General features: G+C 70.0%; 17 protein-coding genes and 1 riboswitch. Of the genes, 8 read left to right on the top strand and 9 right to left on the bottom strand.

Annotated features, from left to right (window positions below):
- Window positions 1-88: 88 nt before the first annotated feature.
- Together IF67_RS0102800 and IF67_RS0102795 are read right to left on the bottom strand one after the other, a co-directional pair.
- Window positions 89-1561, bottom strand: coding sequence for a sensor histidine kinase (locus IF67_RS0102800; RefSeq protein ID WP_030981713.1), 1473 nt, complete (start codon window positions 1559-1561; stop codon window positions 89-91).
- A 403-nt stretch (window positions 1562-1964) separates the two neighbouring features.
- Window positions 1965-2594, bottom strand: coding sequence for a TetR/AcrR family transcriptional regulator (locus IF67_RS0102795; protein ID WP_030981711.1), 630 nt, complete (start codon window positions 2592-2594; stop codon window positions 1965-1967).
- A gap of 137 nt (window positions 2595-2731) precedes the next feature.
- Between IF67_RS0102795 and IF67_RS0102790 the strand changes: the two genes are divergently transcribed.
- Both IF67_RS0102790 and nagB read left to right on the top strand, forming a co-directional pair.
- The gene (locus IF67_RS0102790; protein WP_030981709.1) at window positions 2732-3505 is read left to right on the top strand and encodes an SDR family oxidoreductase; all 774 of its coding nucleotides are present in this window, start codon (window positions 2732-2734) and stop codon (window positions 3503-3505) included.
- A gap of 159 nt (window positions 3506-3664) precedes the next feature.
- Complete coding sequence (gene nagB / locus IF67_RS0102785) at window positions 3665-4447, top strand: glucosamine-6-phosphate deaminase (protein ID WP_030981707.1); 783 nt, start codon at window positions 3665-3667, stop codon at window positions 4445-4447.
- 276 nt (window positions 4448-4723) lie between these two features.
- Here the strand turns inward: nagB and IF67_RS0102780 are convergent, their stop codons facing one another.
- From IF67_RS0102780 to IF67_RS0102765, 4 genes are all read right to left on the bottom strand, one after another.
- Entirely contained in the window at window positions 4724-6292 is a 1569-nt protein-coding gene (locus IF67_RS0102780; protein WP_030981706.1) for a glycoside hydrolase family 3 protein, read from the bottom strand.
- Window positions 6293-6300: 8 nt separating this feature from the next.
- Window positions 6301-7131, bottom strand: a complete 831-nt coding sequence (locus IF67_RS0102775) for a carbohydrate ABC transporter permease (protein ID WP_030981705.1) — start codon at window positions 7129-7131, stop codon at window positions 6301-6303.
- Window positions 7128-8153, bottom strand: coding sequence for a carbohydrate ABC transporter permease (locus IF67_RS0102770; RefSeq protein WP_030981704.1), 1026 nt, complete (start codon window positions 8151-8153; stop codon window positions 7128-7130). Before IF67_RS0102770 ends, IF67_RS0102775 begins: the two co-directional genes overlap by 4 nt.
- A gap of 101 nt (window positions 8154-8254) precedes the next feature.
- Window positions 8255-9523, bottom strand: coding sequence for an extracellular solute-binding protein (locus IF67_RS0102765; protein ID WP_037838616.1), 1269 nt, complete (start codon window positions 9521-9523; stop codon window positions 8255-8257).
- Window positions 9524-9764: 241 nt separating this feature from the next.
- Here IF67_RS0102765 and IF67_RS0102760 point away from each other — a divergent pair, with 241 nt between their 5' ends.
- The 6 genes from IF67_RS0102760 to IF67_RS0102730 all read left to right on the top strand — a co-directional run bounded on the left by IF67_RS0102760 (window position 9765) and on the right by IF67_RS0102730 (window position 18810).
- A complete protein-coding gene (locus IF67_RS0102760; protein WP_030981700.1) occupies window positions 9765-10532 on the top strand; it encodes a GntR family transcriptional regulator in 768 nt (255 codons plus the stop codon).
- A gap of 231 nt (window positions 10533-10763) precedes the next feature.
- Window positions 10764-11024, top strand: coding sequence for a DUF3311 domain-containing protein (locus IF67_RS0102755; protein ID WP_030981698.1), 261 nt, complete (start codon window positions 10764-10766; stop codon window positions 11022-11024).
- Entirely contained in the window at window positions 11021-12709 is a 1689-nt protein-coding gene (gene mctP, locus IF67_RS0102750; RefSeq protein ID WP_051817494.1) for a monocarboxylate uptake permease MctP, read from the top strand. Before IF67_RS0102755 ends, mctP begins: the two co-directional genes overlap by 4 nt.
- Before the next feature lie 228 nt (window positions 12710-12937).
- Window positions 12938-13041, top strand: a riboswitch (cobalamin riboswitch).
- A 182-nt stretch (window positions 13042-13223) separates the two neighbouring features.
- A complete protein-coding gene (locus tag IF67_RS0102745; protein WP_030981694.1) occupies window positions 13224-15659 on the top strand; it encodes a ribonucleoside-diphosphate reductase subunit alpha in 2436 nt (811 codons plus the stop codon).
- The gene (locus IF67_RS0102740) at window positions 15659-16765 is read left to right on the top strand and encodes a ribonucleotide-diphosphate reductase subunit beta (RefSeq protein ID WP_051817492.1); all 1107 of its coding nucleotides are present in this window, start codon (window positions 15659-15661) and stop codon (window positions 16763-16765) included. The genes IF67_RS0102745 and IF67_RS0102740 overlap by 1 nt, the downstream gene beginning before the upstream one ends.
- Before the next feature lie 98 nt (window positions 16766-16863).
- Window positions 16864-18810 (top strand): transglycosylase domain-containing protein, encoded by a 1947-nt coding sequence (locus IF67_RS0102730; RefSeq protein WP_030981691.1) that lies wholly within the window; start codon window positions 16864-16866, stop codon window positions 18808-18810.
- Window positions 18811-18858: 48 nt separating this feature from the next.
- Here the strand turns inward: IF67_RS0102730 and def are convergent, their stop codons facing one another.
- From def to IF67_RS0102715, 3 genes are all read right to left on the bottom strand, one after another.
- A complete protein-coding gene (gene def / locus IF67_RS0102725) occupies window positions 18859-19503 on the bottom strand; it encodes a peptide deformylase (protein WP_030981689.1) in 645 nt (214 codons plus the stop codon).
- Between the two features lie 68 nt (window positions 19504-19571).
- On the bottom strand, window positions 19572-20573 hold the full coding sequence (locus IF67_RS0102720; RefSeq protein ID WP_030981687.1) for a tetratricopeptide repeat protein: 1002 nt from the start codon (window positions 20571-20573) through the stop codon (window positions 19572-19574).
- Window positions 20574-21021: 448 nt separating this feature from the next.
- A complete protein-coding gene (locus IF67_RS0102715) occupies window positions 21022-22293 on the bottom strand; it encodes an HD-GYP domain-containing protein (RefSeq protein WP_051817573.1) in 1272 nt (423 codons plus the stop codon).
- Between the last annotated feature and the right edge of the window lie 56 nt (window positions 22294-22349).

The following is a 22349-nucleotide window of genomic DNA, read 5'->3' as shown; positions in this document are numbered from 1 at the left end:
ACAGCTTTGAGCCCCGGACCAGATGGGTCCGGGGCTTCCTGCTGTTCAGGGCCGGTCCGCGGGCGGCACCCGTGGGCCGGCCCGGTTGTCAGTGCGGCTTCTCGGCGCGCACGGGCACGTCGAAGATGACCTGCGTACCGCGCTCGGGCGCGGGCACCATGTCGAACTTTCCGCCCAACTCCCCCTCCACCAGGGTCCGTACGATCTGGAGCCCCAGGTTGCCGGCGCGATGCGGATCGAATCCCTCGGGCAGGCCGCGGCCGTTGTCCTGGACGGTGACCAGCAGTCGCGGCTCGGTTCGGCTGCCGCCGCGCACCGCGGCGACCTCGACCGTGCCCTGCTCCGCCTGGTCGAAGGCGTGCTCCAGGGCGTTCTGGAGCACCTCCGTGAGCACCATCGACAGCGGTGTGGCCACCTCGGCATCCAGGATCCCGAAGCGGCCGGTGCGCCGGGCGGTCACCTTGCCCGGGGAGATCTCCGCGACCATGGCCAGCACCCGGTCCGCGATCTCGTCGAACTCGACCCGTTCATCGAGGGTCTGGGACAGCGTCTCGTGCACGATCGCGATCGAACCGACCCTGCGTACGGCCTCGTTGAGCGCGTCGCGGCCCTGTTCGGAATCCATTCGGCGGGACTGCAACCGCAGCAGCGCGGCAACCGTCTGCAAATTGTTCTTCACCCGGTGGTGGATTTCCCGGATGGTGGCGTCCTTCGTGATCAGCTCCCGCTCGCGACGTCTCAGTTCGGTCACATCACGCAGCAGAACCAGTGAACCGCTGTGCATCCCCTTGGGTTTGAGCGGAATGGCGCGCAATTGAATGACGCCTTCTTCGCCCTCGACCTCGAATTCCCGGGGAGCCCAGCCGCTGGCGAGCTTGACCAGTGCCTCGTCCACCGGGCCGCGGGCGGGCGCCAGTTCGGCGGTGGTCTGGCCGAGGTGATGGCCCACGAGGTCGGCGGCGAGGCCGAGCCGGTGGTAGGCGGAGAGCGCATTGGGGCTGGCGTACTGGACGACACCGTCCGCATCGAGCCGGATCAGTCCGTCGCCGGCCCGCGGCGAGGCATCCATGTCGACCTGCTGGCCGGGGAAGGGAAACGTTCCGGCAGCGATCATCTGGGCGAGGTCGGACGCGCTCTGGAGGTAGGTGAGCTCCAGCCGGCTGGGGGTGCGCACGGTCAGCAGATTGGTGTTGCGGGCGATCACACCGAGCACCCGGCCCTCGCGGCGTACCGGGATGGACTCGACGCGTACCGGAACCTCCTCCCGCCACTCCGGGTCGCCCTCCCGCACGATGCGGCCCTCGTCCAGGGCGGAGTCCAGCATCGGGCGGCGGCCGCGGGGAACGAGATGGCCGACCATGTCGTCCTGATAGGAGGTCGGGCCCGTATTGGGCCTCATCTGGGCGACCGATACATAGCGGGTGCCGTCGAGGGTGGGGACCCACAGCACGAGGTCGGCGAAGGAGAGGTCGGAGAGCAGCTGCCACTCCGAGACCAGCAGATGGAGCCACTCGAGGTCGGTGTCGCTCAGAGCGGTGTGCTGGCGTACGAGATCGTTCATGGAGGGCACGTCTTGGAGCCTACCGGCGTACGGTGTATCTGTTGTGTCTGCACGGGCATGGACAAGTGAGAATGGTCTAGTCCAGAATTCAGCACAGACCTCCGCTCTCCCCGCACAGGAGGGCGGAACGAGGCCGAAAGCGCTCTCTGCCCTGACTGCGCCGAGGCCTCCGATCGACCGGTCCCTGGACGGGACCGCACCCCTACCGCACACAGGGGTGCCTTCCGCCCGCAAGGCGGGGCCGGCCGATGTCAGCTCCGGGCTGCGGTGCCGGACAGGTTGAGGGTCCTGTCCCGGCGCCGCGGCCCGCGGGTGCTTGCGGGGCCTTCGGCGGGCCTTCCCGCCCACCCCTCACACGCCGGGCATTCAGCGGCCTTCCAGCTCACCCTCTCCGACCAGGCCTTCAGCCAGTCGGCTCGCTCGCACTCTCCGGCCAGGCCTTCAGCGCCAGCTCGGCGATCGCCTCCAGTTCCGTACGCTCCGCGCCGTCCCGTGCCCCCTGGGACATGCCCTGGATAACGGCACCGACGAAGGCGGCCAGCGCGCCCGCGTCCGTGTCGGGAGGAAGCTCGCCGGAGGCGATGTCCGCCCGGATGGCGTCGGCGATCTCCCGGACGTTCGACAGCCTCTTCTCCCGCAGGGAGGCAGCGACTTCGGATGACGCGGGCGAAATATTCAGGGCGGCGCTGATGACGAGGCAGCCGCGGGGGCGGCCGGGCAGGGTGTATTCGACCGCGGCCTCGCGCAGCCCCCGTTCGACACCCCGGCGGGCGGTCGGCTCCTCGGCGACAGCGCGGGAGAGAAAGCCTCCGTAGTGCCGTCCGTACTCGGCCACGACCTCGTCGAACAGTGCCCGCTTGTCGCCGAAGGCGGCGTAGAGGCTGGGGGCACCGATGCCCATGGCGCGGGTGAGGTCGGAGATCGAGGTGGCCTCATAGCCCCGCTCCCAGAAGGACCGGACCGCCTGTTCCAGCGCCGTATCCCGGTCGAAGGACCGGGGCCGGCCGCGCTGCTTGCTCTCCTTGGTCGCCATGACGGAATTCTATAGCGGTCGGTACGGAAGGCGTGCTACGGTTTTTCTGTAGCGAGCGATACATAAAGCGCTCGGCGCAAGGAGCTGCGTGTTCCCGTGGGGGGCGCGTTCACATTCGGACCGGGGAGGGGCACGCCATGGGTGCGCTCAGCGGCAGGACGGCATTGGTGACCGGCGGCGGCAGGGGGATCGGCCGGGCGATCTCGGAGCGGCTGGGGAGGGACGGCGCGCGGGTGGCCGTGCATTACGGGCACGACGAGGCGGCGGCCAAGGACACGGTCTCGGCGATCGAGGCCGCGGGGGGCCAGGCCTTCACGATCCAGGCCGAGCTGGGGGCGGCAGGAGACGCCGAGGCACTGTGGACCGCGTTCGACGCACAGGCCGAGGGCGTGGACATCCTGGTCAACAACGCCGGAATCAACAAGGCGGTCGACGGAACACTCAAGGGCATCGGCGAAATGACGGCCCCGGATTTCGACCACCTCTTCGCGGTCAACACCAAGGCGCCGTTCTTCATCGTCCAGGAGGGGCTGACCCGTCTGCGGGACGGCGGGCGGATCATCAACATCTCGACGGGACAGACGCATGGCGCGGCCAAGCCCGAGCTGATCGCCTACGCCATGTCCAAGGGGGCGGTCAATGTGTTCACCTCGACCCTCGCCAAGATCGTGGGCCCGCGCGGGATCACGGTCAACGCGGTGGCGCCGGGGGCGGTGAACACCGATATGAACGCCGCCTGGCTGCGCGGCGAGGCCAATGCCGAGGCGCAGGAGCGGGTCAAGGGGATATCGCCGCTGGGCCGGATCGCGGGCCCCACCGAGATCGGCGACGTCGTGGCCTTTCTGGCGTCGGACGACAGCCGCTGGGTGACGGGCCAGTGGATCGACGCGACGGGGGGTGCGCTGCTCTGACGGGCCGCCGTCCGGGCGTACGGCCGGGTGGCCGGACGGTCACCGGATCGCCGGGAAAACGTGCCCGGCCGTTCGGATGCGCCGACGGGTTCCGGAGGTCACCCTCTGCTAGATTGGTCTATACCACATGAGACCATTCTCCAGAACGGCAGGCCAAGCGTGGAAGTTGTCATCGTTCCGGACGCCACGGCAGGCGGCGAGCTGATCGCGGGGGCCCTCGCCACCCTGCTGGGCCGTAAGCCCGACGCGCTGCTCGGTGTGGCCACCGGCTCTACCCCGTTGCCCATCTACGAGGCACTGGCAGCGAAGGTCCGGGCCGGCGCGGTGGACGCCGCACGGGCGCGCATCTGCCAGCTCGACGAGTACGTCGGCCTGCCCGCCGGGCACCCCGAGTCCTACCGTTCGGTGGTGCTGCGCGAGGTGGTCGAGCCGCTCGGCCTCGGCGAGGACTCGTTCATGGGGCCCGACGGTTCGGCCGAGGACGTCCAGGCCGCCTGCGAAGCGTACGACCGTGCGCTGAGCGAGGCCGGCGGGGTGGACCTCCAGCTGCTCGGCATCGGCACGGACGGCCACATCGGTTTCAACGAACCCTGCTCGTCGCTGGCTTCGCGTACCCGTATCAAGACGCTGACCCGGCAGACCCGGGAGGACAACGCCCGGTTCTTCGACAGCCTCGACGAGGTGCCGCACCACGTCATCACCCAGGGCATCGGCACCATCCTGGAGGCCCGCCACCTGGTGCTGCTCGCCACCGGCGAGGGCAAGGCCGATGCCGTGGCCCACGCCGTCGAGGGCCCGGTCGCCGCGCTGGTCCCGGCGTCGGCACTGCAACTCCATCCGCATGCCACGGTCGTCGTGGACGAGGCCGCGGCCGCCAAGCTGAAGCTCGCCGACTACTTCCGCGCCACTTACGCCGCGAAGCCGGGCTGGCAGGGCATCTAGGGCGGGGACGGGTCTTTCGGCGCGTCCTGGGGCAGGGCATCCCGCCGGGGCGCGGACGGTGCGCGGCCGGAGTGCAGCCGGGACACGGGGCCGGGGTGCAGTCGGGACACGACCCAAGGAGGTCCGGTGGGACGTCCGGCCGCGTGGTCTGCGCGTACCGGTTGTGAGCGCTGAGCGAGCGGCAGTTTCCGCAGGGACGAGCGGCGGGGTCCGCAGGGACGAGCGGCAGGTCTCGCCGGGTGTCCCTGCCGGGGCGACGGCGTTCCGCGTCGGTTTCTACGGAGTGTGGTGGTGCTCGCCCCCGTTCGTGGGGCTGAGGCCCGTGAGGGCTTCGGCGGCGGCTCGGCCGCAGACGCGGGCGGCGCCATGGGTGGCGATATGGGGTGCGCCCCGGGGCGGCGACTGGGGGACGCCCATTTCGACGACCGCGGTGTCGGGGCGGGCGGCGAGGAGGGTGCGCAGCGCGTCGGCCATCCAGGGGTGGCGGTGGACATCGCGGACCACGGCGACGACGCGGCGGTCACCGGCCGCCGTGAGCAGGTCGTCGATCAGCGCGGCGGGACCGGCCGCGGCGGCGGACTCGGCGGTGCAGGTGGCGGTCTCGGTGCCCGGGAGAAGGCGGGCCAGTTCGGCGGCGACGCCCCAGGGGGTGTCGTCCCCCACGGCGATGTTGGCAAGGGGGGTGAAGGCGGCGATGTATGCGGGCGCGGTCAGGGGCTCGTACGGGCCGTCGGCGGTGAGACGCAGGGCACGCCGGGCCGCGGTGAGGCCGATACCGGGCGCGGGCGCGGCCCCCTCCCCCGCGCTCGCGCTCCGGGTCCAGCGCGCCAGGGCGTGCACCCGTGCCGCGGCGTCGGCGAGCCGGCTCTCCGGCAGCTCGCCGTCGTGCACCGCCCTCACCAATGCGTCACGCAACCGCAGCACGGTGTCCTCGTCCGCCAGTCCGCCGCCCACACAAATGGCGTCGGCACCGGCCGCGATGGCCAGCACACTGCCGCGTTCGATGCCGTAGGTGGCGGAGATGGCCTGCATCTCCATCCCGTCGGTGACGATCAGCCCGTCGAAGCCGAGGCCGCCCTCGGCGGCGGGGGCGCGCAGCAGACCGTGCAGCGCGGCCGGGCTGAGCGTGGCGGGGCGGTCGCCGTCCAGGGCCGGCAGCAGGATGTGTGCGCTCATCACGGCCCGGGTGCCGGCGGCGACGGCGGCGCGGAACGGCACCAGTTCCCGTTCCTGGAGGGTGGCCAGATCGGCGGCGATGTGCGGCAGATCGTGGTGGGAGTCGACGGCGGTGTCGCCGTGGCCGGGGAAGTGCTTGGTGCAGGCGGCGACGCCGGCGGACTGGAGGCCGTCGACGTAGGCGGCGGTGTGCCGGGCGACCAGCTGCGGATCGGCGCCGAAGGAGCGGACGCCGATGACCGGGTTGGCGGGGTTGGAGTTGACGTCGGCGGAGGGCGCCCAGTTGAGGCTGATGCCGCAGTCGGCCAGCCGGCGGCCGAGTTCACGGGCGACCTCGCGGGTCAGTGCAATGTCGTCGACGGCGCCGAGCGCATGGTTGCCGGGGAAGGAGGAGCCGCCGCGCACTTCGAGCCGGGTGACATCGCCGCCTTCCTCGTCGACGGCGACGAGGACGTCCTCCCGTTCGGCACGCAACTGCTCGGTCAGCGCGGCGAGTTGGGCGGGGTCGGCGACATTACGTCCGAAGAGGCCGACCGAGGCCAGTCCCTCGCCGAGCCGGCGCAGCAGCCAGTCGGGGGCGGTGGTGCCGGTGAAGCCGGGCTGGAGGACGGCCAGCGCGTCGCGGGTGAGGGTGTCGGCGGAGCGTACGGAGCGTACGAGAGGCGTCATGGGCTGCGTTATCCCTTCACTGCGCCGGAGGTGAGACCGCCGACCGCCTTGCGTTGCAGGAACAGGAAAAGGACCAGGATCGGAACGGCGAAGATCGAAGCGGCAGCCATGGTGGCACCCCAGTCGTCGCCGAACTGGCTCTGGAACTGGGAGAGCCACAACGGCAGGGTGCCCATGGCCGGCTCCTTGTTGAGGACCAGTACGAGCGGGAATTCGTTCCAGGCGGTGATGAAACCGAAGAGCGACGTGGCCATCAGGCCGGGGGCCAGCAGCGGGAAGACCACCTTGAGGAACGCCTGCCGGCGCGAGCAGCCGTCGACCATCGCGGACTCCTCCAGCTCCTTGGGCACCGCGGCGACATAGCCACGAAGCGTCAGAAGGGTGAAGGGCAGCACCATCAGCATGTAGAAGCAGGTGAGCGGCACGAGGCTGTTGAGCAGGTCCGCGTCCCGGACGATCAGGTAGACCGAGATCACCATGACCTCCCAGGGGGCCATCTGGGCGATCATGAAGGTCAGCAGGACGCCCTTGCGGCCCTTGAAGCGCATACGGGTCAGGGCGAAGGCCCCGCAGAGCGCGATGACCAGCGACAGACCGACGGCGAGCACGGTCACCAGGACCGAGTTCCCCGCCAGGGTCCAGAAGTGCGGGGCGTTCACGGCCGTCGCGAAGTGCTCGACGGTGCCGTGGAAGGGGAACCATACGGGGTCTTCGGTGATGATGTCCCGGGTCGGCTTGAAGGCCGTGCTGAACATCCAGTAGACGGGGAAGGCGAAGCCGAGGGCGAGCACGATCGCCGTGGCGTTGGGCCAGATGCGGCCGGCGAGCGAGCGCTTCACAGCTCCTCCTCCTGCTTGAGGGTCAGACGCAGGTAGTACGCGGTCATCACCAGCAGCACCACGATCGTCAGCAGCGAGATCGCGGCCCCCATGCCGAAGTGGAGGTTTCCGACGCCCTCGGTGAAGGCGTAGATGGGCAGCGTCTCGGTGAGCCGGTCGGGACCGCCCTCGTTGATCGCAAAGATCTGCGGGAACGCCTTGAAGACCCAGATGATCTCCAGGAACGTCGTGGCCAGGAAGAAGGGCTTGAGGAACGGGAAGGTGACAGAGGTGAAGACCTTCCAGGTGCCGGCGCCGTCCATCCGGGCCGCTTCGTAGAGCTCCCTGGGGATGGTCGTGGTGGCGGCGTAGAGGTTCAGGGCCACGAAGGGCAGCGACTGCCACACGATCAGTACGGTGATGACGAAGAAGGTGGACAGCTGGGTGCCGACCCAGTCGTAGTGGGCCATGGCGTGCCAGCCGGCCTGGTCCAGCAGCCAGTTGACGACGCCGTAGCGGGAGTCGAAGAGCCACTGGAAGACGGTGGTGGCGGCGATCACCGGCATGGCCCAGGCCAGCACCAGCGCCAGGGACAGCGTGAGGCGCATCTTCTTGCCGAGCCGGGCCAGCAGCAGTCCGATCAGCACGCCGAGGACCATGATCAGGACGACATTGACCGCGGTGAAGACGAGGGTGCGGACGGTGACCCGCCAGAACTGCTCGCTGCCCAGGATCTCTTGGTAGTTCCCCGTCCCGCGCCAGTCGGTGAGGTGCTGGATCAGCTCCTTCATATTGAGGTTCTGGAAGGAGAGCAGGAGGTTGCGGACCATGGGCCAGCCCAGGAAGACCGCGGTCGCGAGCAGAGCCGGCAGCAGCAGGAGGTACGGGGCACGGCGGGCGGACGGATGAGGACTGTTACGGGCGGGAGGACGCGGAGCACCCCGCCCGGCCCGCCGGCCGCCTCCGCGCCGCGTGGGCGGTGCGCCTTCCTTGCCGGTCTGCGGCGCGGTCTTGTCCACCGCGTCGTCGAGCTGCACTGCCATGGGCCCTGCTCCCCCTTGCTGCCGTGAATCCTCGGTGCTCCTGCGGGAACGCCGCACGCCTGCGGGGCCGGGAAACGGCCGGCCCCGCAAGCAGCCGCCGGTTACTGCTTGGCGAGCCGTGCGTTGATCTCGGATTCGACGTCCTTGGCGGCATCGGCCGGGGACTTACCGCCGAGGACGGCCGTCATATAGCTCTTGATGGGGTTCGGCAGGTTCTCCACCGCGGCCCACTGCGGAATCAGCGGAGTGGTGCCGCCGGACTTCTCCGCGGCGGGCGCGGCGGCCGCGGCGGCCGGATTCTGCTGAGCGGCACCGGCCAGATCGGCGGACTTCGGGGTCCAGCCGGACTCCTTGACCATCTGTCCGTCGTTCTGCTTCGACAGGGCGACCTTCAGGAATTCCTTGGCAAGTTCCTGGTTCTTGCCCATACCGGCGACGGCGAAGTTCGAGCCGCCGAGGAAAACGCCCTCGGGCTTGGCCGCGGTCTCACCGGGGATGGTGAAGAAGCCGATGTCCTTCTTGATTTCCGGGTTGGCCTTGACGGCGGTGGCGGCCTCGTAGCCCATGGCGACGAGGGCGCCGGTCCTGCCCTTGGCGAAGACCTCACCCTGCTGCGGGGTGGCCTCGTCCTTGTTCTTGGGAGCGGTACTGAAGGCCTGGTACTGCTTGTAGATGTCCATGGCCTTGGAGACCTTGGGGTCACCGAGGTTGGAGACCCACTTGCCGCCCTGCTTCTTCACCAGGTCGGCGCCGGTGCCGATGGTCAGGCCGTCGAGGAAGTACCAGTTCTGGCCGGGGAGGTACAGCGGCTCGGCGTCGGTCTTCTTCTTGATGGTGTCAAAGGCCTTGAAGAGCTCATTGCGCGTCTTGGGGGTGCCCTTGAGGCCGGCCTCGGCCCAGATCTTCTTGTTGTACATCACCACGCGGTTTCCGGCGAACCACGGCAGTGCGTACTGCTTTCCGTCCACGAGCGAGGCCTTGTTGAAAGCATCGTTCCAGTCGGAGCCGATCTCCTTCTTCAGATCACCGAGTTCGGCCAGGGCACCCGCCTTGGCGTAGGCGGCGGTCTGGGTGTTGCCGATTTCGACGACGTCCGGCGGGGCGTCCTCGGAAAGGGCGGTGCTCAGCTTCTGCTGAATGCCGTTCCACTGCTGGACCTTGAACTCGACGGTGGCCCCGGTCTCCTTCTTGAACTGCTCGGAGACCTGTTTGGTCCACTGCGCCGGATTCGAACCGCTCATCACCCAAACGGTCAGCTTCTGGCCCTTGAAGCCATCCGCGCCCGCCTTGTTGCCGTCGCCGGCCCCACAGGCAGCGACACTCACCAGCATTCCCGCGACCGCCGTCGCCGCTATGAGCCCACGCTTCATTGCGCTCTCCCCCAAAGGCCGGGTGTGGTCTTTAATGGTTTAGACCAGTGCCCGCAGCTTGGCCTAGACCTTTTGGGGTGTCAAGGGTGTATAAGAGTCGCTGTCAGGTCCGTTACCGGACCGACACCTGGCAAGCCGGGACCTGCAAGGAAGCGCGGGAAACGCACCCGTGCCACGATGTGAGCCGCTACGTACGGAGGAGCCGGTGACGGCAGCGCGACAGGAGTCGGAGAGGCGGGTCATGGAGACGGACGGGGGCAACGGCGCCGAGAGCGGCGGTGGCACCGGCACGCGGACCGCGCGGGTACCCAAGTACTACCGCCTCAAGCGGCACTTGCTGGAGATCACCGAGACCTTGCCGCCCGGCACCCCGGTCCCACCCGAGCGCACCCTCGCCGCGGAGTTCGACACCTCGCGCACGACGGTGCGTCAGGCCCTCCAGGAGCTGGTCGTCGAGGGGCGGCTGGAGCGCATCCAGGGCAAGGGCACCTTTGTCGCCAAGCCCAAGGTTTCCCAGGCGCTGCAACTGACGTCCTATACGGAGGACATGCGGGCCCAGGGCCTGGAGCCGGCCTCCCAACTGCTGGACATCGGCTATGTCACCGCCGACGACCGGCTGGCCGGCCTGCTGGACATCTCCACCGGCGGCCGGGTGCTGCGCATCGAGCGGCTGCGGCTGGCCAGCGGCGAGCCGATGGCCATCGAGATCACCCATCTGTCGGCGAAACGCTTCCCCGCGCTCCGCCGGAACCTCGTCAAGTACACCTCCCTCTACACCGCACTGGCCGAGGTGTACGACGTCCGGCTGGCGGAGGCCGAGGAGACCATCGAGACCTCGCTGGCCACCCCGCGCGAGGCCGGTCTGCTGGGCACGGATGTCGGCCTGCCGATGCTGATGCTCTCCCGGCACTCGCTCGACGCCCAGGGGCAGCCGGTGGAGTGGGTGCGCTCGGTCTACCGGGGCGACCGCTACAAGTTCGTCGCCAGGCTGCGCCGCCCCACGGACTGACCCGCCGCCCCGGGGTCCGCCCCGGGGCCCGGCGCACCCCTCAGCAACCCCTGCGCATTTCCACCACATCCACCCCAAACGGGATGAATCAGTCAGTCGGCGGTACCGCGGAAGTGTCCCTCGTGTGGATTCTCCATACCGATATGCGGACAGCTAGTGACGCGCGCCACGCCGCTGCCATAGATTTCCAGCCGATTACGCAGGAGACAGCCAGGGGACGGAGCCGCGGTCATGACACAGTCAGCCGAATCACCGGGTCGCAGACAGGTGGTCACACCCTCGCGTGTGGTGACCGGGATCTGCCTGATCGTCCCCTTCGTGGCGATGCTGTGGGTGAGTTCCTACGCCAGGGTCGAGCCGAGGTTCATCGGGATCCCGTTCTTCTACTGGTACCAGATGGCGTGGGTGCCGATCTCGACCGTGCTCACGATGATCGCGTACAAGCTGGTCCAGCGTGAGCTGCGCGCCCGCAAGGGAGGTGCGGCCCAGTGACTCTCACCACGACCGCGGCGAGCACCTCCGAGGCACTCGCCGCTTCCTCGGCCAAGGGCGTCAACGGCGTGGCCCTCGCCGTCTTCGTCTTCTTCTTCCTGGCCGTGACGGTCATGGGCTTCCTGGCCGCCCGCTGGCGCAAGGCCGAGCAGTCCGCCAACCTCGACGAATGGGGGCTGGGCGGCCGCAGCTTCGGCACCTGGGTGACGTGGTTCCTGCTGGGCGGTGACCTCTACACCGCGTACACCTTCGTGGCCGTACCGGCGGCGATCTACGCGGCGGGCGCGTCCGGCTTCTTCGCCGTGCCGTACACGATCCTGGTCTACCCGCTCATCTTCACCTTCCTGCCCCGCCTCTGGTCGGTCTCGCACAAGCACGGCTACGTCACCACCTCCGACTTCGTCCGCGGCCGCTTCGGGTCCAAGGGACTGTCGCTGGCCGTGGCGCTCACCGGCATCCTCGCCACGATGCCGTACATCGCCCTCCAACTGGTCGGCATCCAGGCCGTCCTGGACGTGATGGGCATCGGCGGCGGCGAGCACACCAACTGGTTCGTCAAGGACCTGCCGCTGCTGATCGCGTTCGCCGTGCTGGCCGCATACACCTACTCCTCGGGGCTGCGCGCCCCGGCGCTGATCGCGTTCGTCAAGGACGGCCTGATCTATCTCGTCATCACCGTGGCGATCATCTACATCCCGATCAAGCTGGGCGGCTTCGGCGAAATCTTCGACACGGCCGGCAAGGCGCTCGCCCAGCCCGGCGCCGTCCCCGGCAAGCCGCGCGGCGAGCTGGTCAGCGGCCCGAACGCCCAGTGGGCGTACGCGACCTTGGCGCTCGGCTCGGCGCTGGCGCTCTTCATGTACCCGCACTCGATCACCGCGACGCTGTCCTCGCGCAGCCGCAACGTGATCCGCCGCAACACCACCATCCTGCCGCTGTACTCCCTCATGCTGGGCCTGCTGGCGCTGCTGGGCTTCATGGCGATCAAGGCCGGTACGGACATCCAAGGCAACCCGCAGCTGGCCATCCCGCAGCTGTTCGAGGACATGTTCCCGAGCTGGTTCTCCGGCGTGGCGTTCGCCGCGATCGGCATCGGCGCGCTGGTGCCCGCGGCCATCATGTCGATCGCCGCGGCCAACCTCTTCACCCGCAACGTCTACAAGGACTTCCTCAAGCCGGGCGCCACGCCCGAGCAGGAACACAAGGTCGCCAAGCTCGTCTCGCTGCTGGTGAAGGTCGGCGCGCTGGTCTTCGTCCTCACCATGGACAAGACGATCGCGATCAACTTCCAGCTGCTGGGCGGCATCTGGATCCTTCAGACCATGCCGTCCCTGGTCGGCGGCCTGTTCACCCGCTGGTTCCACCGCTGGGCACTGCTGGGCGGCTGGGCGGTCGGCATGCTCTACGGCACGCTCGCGGCGTACGGCGTCGCCAGCCCGACCCAGGCCCACTTCGGCGGCTCCAGCAAGGAGATCCCCGGCATCGGCGAAATCGGCTACATCGGCCTGACCGCCTTCGTCCTGAACGTCGTGGTGACGGTGGTCCTGACCATCGTCCTGAAGGCCGTAGGGGCCCCCGAAGGAACCGACGAGACCAGCCCCGCCGACTACACGGCGGACGCCGGCGACAAGGGCGTCTCCGTCGAACTGCCGCCGACGGCGGCGGAGGCACCGGCGGGGCACTGAACCGCCGGCCCGCACACGGCCACGGGCCGTCACGTCCCTTGAGGGGCGCGACGGCCCGTCGTCGTTTCAGACCCCGGGTCGCACACCGCTCAGGTTCAGTTCACCCACGTAAATCCGACCATGGCCGAGGCCACTGACAGGCACTGCGTGATCACTCACGACACACTAGATATGGGGGTGCACGCGAAGGGCCACCCCCACATGTATGCTCGTCCTCGCTGTCGCCGCAGGGGAATCCGGTGGGAATCCGGAACTGTCCCGCAACGGTGTTGGAGCGGGCTCGGCCGGCCGGACAACGGCCCCGGCACGCCGCCCGTGAAGTCCGAAGACCTGCCGACGGTACGCCCGCACCGCCATGGGTGCGGACGTCGATACGTCCGGGCCCCGAGGGTTGGGCCGGTGGACGCCGCGCGGTGTGCCCGCGCACCCCTGACCGTCACGGGGTGCCGCATGCCCGCGTGCGCCCGTCGCGTCCCGCCCCTCCCGGCCCCCGCCGAGTGAGGGAGAGCAGCACGTGACCATCGCGCCAACGGAGCCCGCGTCAGACGCCGAGGTCGTGCCGCCCGCGGTAGCCACGCCTGCCGGCACCGCCGACGGCGGACCGGGCCAGGACGGTCCGGGTGTCGCCCTGCTGCGCACCCTGACCGAGCTGACCGAGGATCTGACCGCGACCGACCCCGGCAAGGTGGCCGCCGCCGCCCTGCGCGGCCGGCATGCGGGCTCCGACGAGGCCGAACTGCGGTCGCTGGCCACCGATGCCGCGGCCGGTCTGATCGGTGACGAGCCGCAGTACTCCAAGCTCGCCGCGCGTCTGCTCACGCTCGCCATCGCGGAGGAGGCGGCCGGACAGGGGGCGGTCGCCTTCTCCGCCTCCGTCGAGGTCGGCCACCGGGAGGGCCTGATCGCCGACGAGACCGCGGAGTTCGTGCGGACCCACGCGGCCCGTCTGGACGCGCTGGTCGACAAGGCGCTGGCCGACGGCGCCGACGACCGGTTCGGCTACTTCGGCCTGCGCACCCTGCACTCGCGCTACCTCCTGCGGCACCCCACCACCCGTCAGGTCGTCGAGACCCCCCAGCACTTCCTGCTGCGGGTGGCCTGTGGCCTCGCCGAGGACCACAGCGACCGCGCCCTGGACGATGTCGCCGAGCTCTACCGCCTCACCAGCTCGCTGTCCTACCTGCCCTCCTCCCCCACCCTGTTCAACTCCGGTACCCGCCACCCGCAGATGTCGTCCTGCTACCTGCTGGACTCGCCGCTGGACGAGCTGGACTCGATCTACGACCGGTACCACCAGGTCGCGCGGCTCTCCAAGCACGCGGGCGGCATCGGCCTCTCGTACTCCCGTATCCGCGCCCGCGGTTCGCTGATCCGCGGCACCAACGGGCACTCCAACGGCATCGTGCCGTTCCTGCGCACCCTGGACGCCTCGGTCGCGGCCGTGAACCAGGGCGGCCGGCGCAAGGGCGCCGCCTGTGTCTACCTGGAGACCTGGCACGCGGACATCGAGGAGTTCCTGGAGCTGCGCGACAACACCGGTGAGGAGGCCCGCCGTACGCACAACCTGAACATCGCGCACTGGATCCCGGACGAGTTCATGCGCCGGGTGGAGGCGGACGCCGACTGGTCGCTGTTCTCGCCGTCGGACGCCCCGGAACTGGTGGACCTGTGGGGCGACGAATTCGACGCCGCCTACCGCAAGCTGGAGGCCGAGGGCCGGGCGCTCAAGCAGATCCCGGCGCGGGTGCTGTACTCCCGCATGATGCGCACCCTGGCGCAGACCGGCAACGGCTGGATGACGTTCAAGGACGCCGCCAACCGGACCGCCAACCAGACCGCCGAGCCCGGCCAGGTCGTGCACTCCTCCAACCTGTGCACCGAGATCCTGGAGGTGACGAACGACGGGGAGACCGCCGTCTGCAACCTGGGCTCGGTCAACCTCGCGGCGCACCTCGGCGAGAACGGTGAGATGGACTGGGCGCGGCTGGACGCCACGGTCCGCACCGCCGTCACCTTCCTCGACCGCGTGGTGGACATCAACTTCTACCCGACCGAGCAGGCCGGGGCCTCCAACTCCCGCTGGCGCCCGGTGGGTCTGGGCCTGATGGGCCTTCAGGACGTCTTCTTCCGGCTGCGGCTGCCCTTCGACTCGCCCGAGGCGCGGGAGCTGTCGACCCGGATCTCCGAGCGCATCATGCTCGCCGCCTACGAGGCGTCCGCCGACCTCGCCGAGCGGCACGGCCCGCACCAGGCGTGGTCCGCGACCCGCACCGCCCGCGGTGTGCTGCACCCGGACCACTACCCGAACGCGGAGCCGCGCTGGGCCGACCGCTGGGCGGCGCTGCGCACCCGTATCGCCGCGACCGGTATGCGCAACTCCCTGCTGCTGGCGATCGCGCCGACCGCGACCATCGCCTCCATCGCCGGCGTGTACGAGTGCATCGAGCCGCAGGTCTCCAACCTCTTCAAGCGCGAGACGCTGTCCGGTGAGTTCCTCCAGGTCAACGCCTATCTGATCGAGGAGCTCAAGGCCCTGGGGATGTGGGACGGGCGGACCCGTGACGCGCTGCGCGAGGCCAACGGCTCGGTGCAGGACGTCGAGTGGATCCCCAAGGAGATCCGGGCGCTGTACCGCACCGCCTGGGAGATCCCGCAGCGCGCCCTGATCGACATGGCCGCGGCCCGTACGCCCTACCTCGACCAGAGCCAGTCGCTGAACCTCTTCATGGCCGCGCCGACCATCGGCAAGCTCAGCTCGATGTACGCCTACGCCTGGAAGCGCGGCATCAAGACGACGTACTACCTGCGCTCCCGTCCGGCGACCCGGATCGCGCAGTCGGCGCGCGGCGGAGCCGCCGCCACCCCCGTGCCCGTACCGCAGCAGGCCACCGACCCCGAGGCGGTCGCCTGCTCCCTGGAAAACCCCGAGTCCTGCGAGGCCTGCCAGTAATGCCCCACCCGTCACCCGACCACCGCCCCTCAACGACGGCGCTGCGCGCCGAAGGCCCCAACGCACCCGAGACGAACGCCGCCGCCCACACGGCCACCACCGGCACGAAGAACCTCCTGGACCCGGGCTTCGAACTCACGCTGCGCCCCATGCGGTACCCGGAGTTCTACGACCGCTACCGCGACGCGATCAAGAACACCTGGACCGTGGAGGAGGTCGACCTCCACTCCGACGTCGCCGACCTCGCCAAGCTCTCGCCGGGCGAGCAGCACATGATCGGCCGGCTGGTCGCGTTCTTCGCGACCGGTGACTCGATCGTCTCCAACAACCTCGTGCTGACGCTCTACAAGCACATCAACTCCCCCGAGGCGCGGCTGTACCTGAGCCGTCAGCTCTTCGAGGAGGCCGTGCACGTCCAGTTCTACTTGACGCTGCTGGACACCTACCTCCCCGACCCGGACGACCGCGCCGCCGCCTTCGCAGCCGTGGAGAACATCCCGTCCATCCGGGAGAAGGCCCAGTTCTGCTTCAAGTGGATGGACTCGGTCGAGAAGATCGACCGGCTGGAGTCCACGTCCGACCGGCGCCGCTTCCTGCTGAACCTGATCTGCTTCGCGGCCTGTATCGAGGGGCTGTTCTTCTACGGCGCCTTCGCCTACGTCTACTGGTTCCGCTCGCGGGGCCTGCTGCACGGCCTGGCCACCGGCACCAACTGGGTCTTCCGCGACGAGTCCATGCACATGGAGTTCGCGTTCTCCGTGGTGGACACCGTCCGCGAGGAGGAGCCCGAGCTCTTCGACGACAAGCTGGAGCAGCAGGTCACCGACATGCTCAAGGAGGCCGTCGAGGCGGAGCTCCAGTTCGGCCGCGACCTGTGCGGTGACGGCCTGCCGGGCATGAACACCGACTCGATGCGCGAATACCTCCAGTGCGTCGCCGACCAGCGGTTGCAGCGGCTCGGCTTCGCGCCGGTCTACGGCTCGGAGAACCCGTTCTCCTTCATGGAGCTCCAGAACGTCCAGGAGCTGACCAACTTCTTCGAGCGCCGGGCATCCGCCTACCAGGTCGCCGTCGAGGGTTCGGTCTCCTTCGACGACGACTTCTAGAAGACGTACCGCGACGCCCCTTCGCCCCCGCCGCCCGCCGTTTGTGAGCGTTCTGTTACCTCGGCAACCGGAACCAGGGCCGTCACCTCTACCTGGGCATGAAGGGCACGAAGGAGCGTCGCCGGTTCATCGACTACCCACGCCAGGGACGGGAGGGTCCGCGCCGCTGGCTGCCGTCATGGCGCCAGTGGCTCGGCACCCTCTCGCTCGGCATCATCGGCCTGGCCGGGCTGTTCGCCGTGGTCTACGCGACCGTCGATATCCCGAACGAGAATGAGCTGGCGGGCAAGGAGGCCACCGTCTATTACTGGGCGGACGGCAGCCAGATGGTGAGTGTGGGCGCCGTCAACCGGCAGAACGTCACCCTCGACAAGGTTCCCGACTCCGTCGAGAATTCCGTGATCGCGGCGGAGAACGCCACCTTCTACACCGACGCCGGTGTCTCCCTCCAGGGCATCGGCCGTGCCCTGGTCAACATGGTCTCCGGCGAGGAGACCCAGGGCGGCTCCACCATCACCCAGCAGTATGTGAAGAACACCTATCTCTCGCAGGACCAGACGGTCACCCGCAAGATGAAGGAATTCATCATCTCGCTGAAGGTGAGCAACCAGAAGCCCAAGCAGGAGATTCTGCGCGGCTACCTCAACACCAGCTGGTTCGGCCGTGGTTCGTACGGCATCCAGGCCGCCGCCCACGCGTATTACGGCATTGACGCCAAGGAACTGGATCCCAGCCAGGGCGCCATGCTGGCGGCCTTGTTGAAGGGTTCGGAGCAGTACGACCCCGGACTGAGCGAGGCCAATCACGCGCGGGCCGTGGCACGGTGGAAGTGGATACTCGACCGGCAGGTCTCCACCGGGAAGATGAGCGAGAAGGAGCGGGCGAAGTACGACACCTTCCCCGAGCCCCGGGGGCTGTCGAAGCCCACCAGCCAGGCCGGCCAGACCGGTTATCTCGTCGATGTCGCCAACAAGTTCATCAAGTCCGACACCGGTCTGACCGACAAGGACCTGGCGCGCGGCGGCTATCGCATTCACACGACGTTCGACAAAAAGCGCACCCACCGGCTGGAAAAGGCAGTGAAGGACGTCCGCCGGGAGAACATCGATCCGCAGCAGCGCGCGGCCGACAATTATGTGGAGTTCGGCGCGGCCTCCGTGCGCCCCAAGGACGGGGCGATCGTCGCCCTCTACGGCGGTGCGGACGCCACCCGGCACTTCAGCAACAACGCGGACACCAGCGCGGTCCCGGCCGGCTCCGCCTTCAAACCGTTCGTGCTGGCGGCCGCACTCCAGCGGCCGGCCGACGAGCCGGCGGACGCCACGGCGCAGCCGGTGGTGGACCGGAAGACCGCGGTGCCGGATCTGAGCAGCGCGCTGATGAAGGCCCAGAGCCCGCCGTTCGTGCAGGCCGGACAGCGCATCGGGCTGGAGCGGATCCGGGACCTCGCGGTGGCCGCGGGGCTGCGCAAGGAGAGCATGGCCCGCCTGGAGCAGACCTTCCCGCTGGGCACCTCGGCCCCCAGCGCGATACGGATGGCGAGCGCGTACACCACGTTCGCCAACGGCGGGCTGCACACCGACCCGTACGCGGTGTCCGAGATGACCCACGACGGCAAGAAGGTACCCGGCCTCCAGCGCCGCGAGCCCGTACAGGTCCTCGACGCCGGGGTCGCCCAGCAGGTGTCCAGCGCCCTGGAGGGGGTGGGCTGGCGGAGCCTGGTGCAGGACAGCGGGACGGCCCAGCAGCCGGTCGCGGCCGGCCGCACGGAGCAGGGCGACCGGATGAAGTCGGCCTGGTTCATCGGCAGCCCGTTGGGCGTCGGCCCGGACTTCGGTCCCGGACCGGACAAGTGGGGCGGTGCCCGCCCCGGCCGGGTGCCCGGTGCCGTCGACGACAACGAGCCGACCACCGCCGTCACCATGTTCCGCAACAAGCCGGGAGCGCCCGAGCTGCTGCCGATGCAGGGCGTCGGCGGAGCGGGCACCGGGCTGGGGACGAGCATCCCGCCGAAGATCTGGCGCGCCTACCAGCAGGCGCCCTGAGCGAGCGGGGCGTCCGGCCGGCGGGCCGGGCGCCCCGCTCCGCCCGCGTCAGCCGTTGGCGACGACGGGGTAGCGCGGCTCCAGCTCGGCCATCTGCTTCAGCGCGTCCTTGCGGTCCCGCTTGCTGAGCCGGTCGATGTAGAGGTAGCCGTAGAGGTGATCGGTCTCGTGCTGAAGGCAGCGCGCGAAGTAGCCGGTGCCCTCGATCGCGACCGGCTCGCCCTTGGCGTCCTGGCCACGGACCACGGCGTAGTCGGGGCGGGCCAGCGAGGCGTAGGCGCCGGGCACGGACAGACAGCCCTCGTTGGAGTCGTCCAGGATCCGGCGCTCGGCCGGCAGCTCGTCCAGCACCGGGTTGCAGATCGCGCCGACGTGCCGGACGCCCTGGTCGTCCAGGCAGTCGTAGACGAAGACCTTCAGGTCCACACCGATCTGGTTCGCGGCCAGGCCCACGCCCTCGGCGGTCCGCTGGCTGGCGAACATGTCGTCGATGAGCTGGGCGAGCCGGTCGTCGAACTCCGTGACGTCCTTGCACGCCTTGTGGAGCACGGGGTTGCCGACGACCGTGATCGGCCGCGAGGTGCCACGCTCACGGTGGGCGGTCTCCCGCTCCTCGGCGTCCGTGACGTCGTCGCTGAATGCTTCGTCCACGCGCTGGTCACCATCTTGATCAAACACAGGCTGCTGGGCCATCTCCGCCGTACGCCTTCCTGAAAACCCTGAGTAGTCGCCCTACAGCCTACGGGGGCGCGGTCGGACTCTCAGCAGACCTCTTCCAGATCCCGCCATTCCCGGGTGTCCGGGCTGTCCGCGACCCAGCCGTCCAGCAGGCCGCGCACCAGGGCGGCGGGCGCCGCGATACCGCACTCGCGCTCCGGCACCCACAGCGAGCCCGAGCCCGCGGTGCGGTGTCCCAGCGGGCCGGGGTGACCGGGCTCACTGTGGTCGTGCGGGTCCAGATGCTCGCCGTCGCCCTCGTCGCTGGGCATCCGGCTCTCCGAGCACGTACGGCACAGCAGCCGGACCGAGGACGACCAGTCCTCGGCCGCGAAGCCCGCATCGGCCGCCAGCCGCTCCAGGGCGTCCCGGTCGGCCTCCGTGGCGGCCTCCAGGAGCACCACCCAGGTGGGGACCGGGGAGGGCGCCCACAGCTCGATCTCGTCGAAGACGGGATAGGCCCTCGTGGCACCGTCGGCGCCCGTGGCGGTGGTCCGCTCGCCGTGCGGGACGCCGTCGTGCAGCACCACCTCGCCCCAGCGCCGCCCGGAGGACGGCAGCGGGATCGACAGCACCTCGATACGGGCCGGGTCCAGCCGGCGGCCCCAGACCACCTCGGCCTCGCCCTCCGGGGAGAGCCGGACGGCAGCGCTGCCCAGGGCCATACCGAGCGGTTCGCCGGACGGCGAGCCCGTGCCGGGGACCTTGAGTCCGTAGGCCTGCCAGGAACGGCGGGCCAGCGGCCAGTCCTGTAGGGCGGTGGCGGCGATACCGACGTTCCACCAGTCGGGCGCCCCGGTCTCGCGGTCCAGCAGCGCGACCGCGCGCAGCCCGGCGGCTCTGGCCTGCTCCCAGTCGTGCCGGAACTTGTGCAGCAGGGCGAGGTTGAACCAGGACTCCGACAGCCACGGCTCCATGTCCGCGGCACGGGTCAGCAGCGCCCCCGCGTCCTCGTAACGGCCGTCGCCGATCAGCGTGAAAGCGCGGTCGGTCGCCTGCCGCCACGAGGCGGAGGGCCGGTGCCGTACCTTGCCGAAGATCCTCACGATTCCCGCCTGCTGGTTGCTCTTGATGCCGCTGAGGAGGGGTCCCGAGCGACGTCCGGGGCCTTCTGAGGGGCCCACTCGACAACCTGCCACAGATTGCCGTCGGGCTCAGCCTGGTTTGCTGGTCCCCCTGCGGCTCCTTGCCCTTCGCCGACCCCCTGAACCCCCTGAAAGGGGCTTCCTTCGCATCCAACCATGCCCATCTCGGAGGCCGCTCATTACCCATGGGTTCCACGACCTCGGGCACTTTGTGAAGGCGCAACGACGGGGAGGCGGCCCGCGCGAGCGGAAGACGGCCCCCGCAGGCCGCCGATGACCGCCGATGACCGTCCACGGCCCGTTTCCGGCCGCACCGGGGCACTACGCATACGGGAGGGCGTCGCACAGGCCGGAAGACTGGACGCGGCCCGTCCGGCGGCGCCGGACCCCGCCGCGACAGTCGGGCATCTCACACCGCCCGGCCACCGCACGCCAGGACCCTGGCCAGCGCCTCGACGACCCGGGGCTCGTGGTCCTGGGCGGTGGCCAGCCGCAGCCGCTCCAGGGCGCGCAGCGAGCCGCCCGGTCCCGCGGACTCCCCGGACAGATCGTCGTAGGCGTTGACGGTGCGGACGATACGCGCCGTGACCGGCTGGTCCCGGTACGGGTCGGCCTGCCGCTCGACGATCACCGCGACCTCCGCGGGGACCCCGGTCTGCCGGACCACGGCGCCGCCCAGCAGGGCGATCCGGCGCTGTTCGGCCGGCGGCAGCGGCGAGGTGGCCCCGTCCGGCACCGGGTCCAGGAGCGAGAGCTGGCCGATGTCGTGCATCAGGGCGGCGTATTCGAGAACGTCCAGATCCGGTTCGTTCAGCCCGAGTTCGCGGCCCACGGCGCGGCTGAGCGCGGCCACCCGGCGGGCGTGGCCGTGCGGGGTGTAGCCGGCGATCTCGGTGGAGCGGGCCAGCGAGGCGATGGTCTGGCGGTAGGTGGTGCGGACGGCCGCGAAGCGCCGGAAGGCGAACTGGGTCAGCAGCAGGGGCAGACAGAAGACCGGCAGCGCCCACAGCCCGGCGACCGCGGTGGCCAGCGAGATCACCACCCCGGTGGCACAGATCGCCGAGCCGATCCCGGGCAGCGCCCGCAACTCGTCGCGCAGCAGCGGCCCGTACGGCCAGCCGGTACGGGCGCGGGCGAGCGCCGCCGCCAGCACCGCGTCGCACAGCGCGGTCAGCGCCATCAGGCCGGTCATGAAGAGCGGATAGACCGGCCCGGAGGCCACCCAGGTGCCCAGCGTCCCGGTGTTGTAGAGCGGCTGGAAGCAGGTGGCGGCGAAGCCGATGGTCAGTATCCGGCGGGCGAGATGGTCCAGCGCCGGTCCCCGGCCGCGGGCGATCTGCGGGACGAGTCCGACCAGACCGGCCGCCAGGACCACGGCGACGGTCTGCGGTACGCCATGGGTCGTCGGCCGCCCGCCGGCCTCACCGAGCAGGGCGTACGCGAGCGCGCCGGCCGCACCGAGCGGGGCGCCCTCCCGTTCTCCCGGCGCCCGCCCGCCCCCGGCCGCCGGTGCGGGGCCCCAGCCCGCCAGCTCGCCCACCGCGATCAGCACCCCGAAGGCCAGCGCGATCCCGGGCTCGGCCAGGCCCTCCCAGAGCGTCTGGCCGAGCGACCAGCACGCCAGCGCACCGGCCGGGGCGTAGACCGCGGCGATCACGGCGCCGCCCCTTGCGGCCGGCATACCGGCGCGCGGGGGACGGGTGGCGCGGCCGTCCGCCGTCCGGCTCCCGGGCGGCC

The sequence above is a fragment of the Streptomyces sp. NRRL S-1813 genome (genome assembly GCF_000719605.1).
GTDB classification, from domain to species: Bacteria; Actinomycetota; Actinomycetes; order Streptomycetales; family Streptomycetaceae; genus Streptomyces; species Streptomyces decoyicus.
This window is presented reverse-complemented; position numbering and strand designations above follow the sequence as displayed.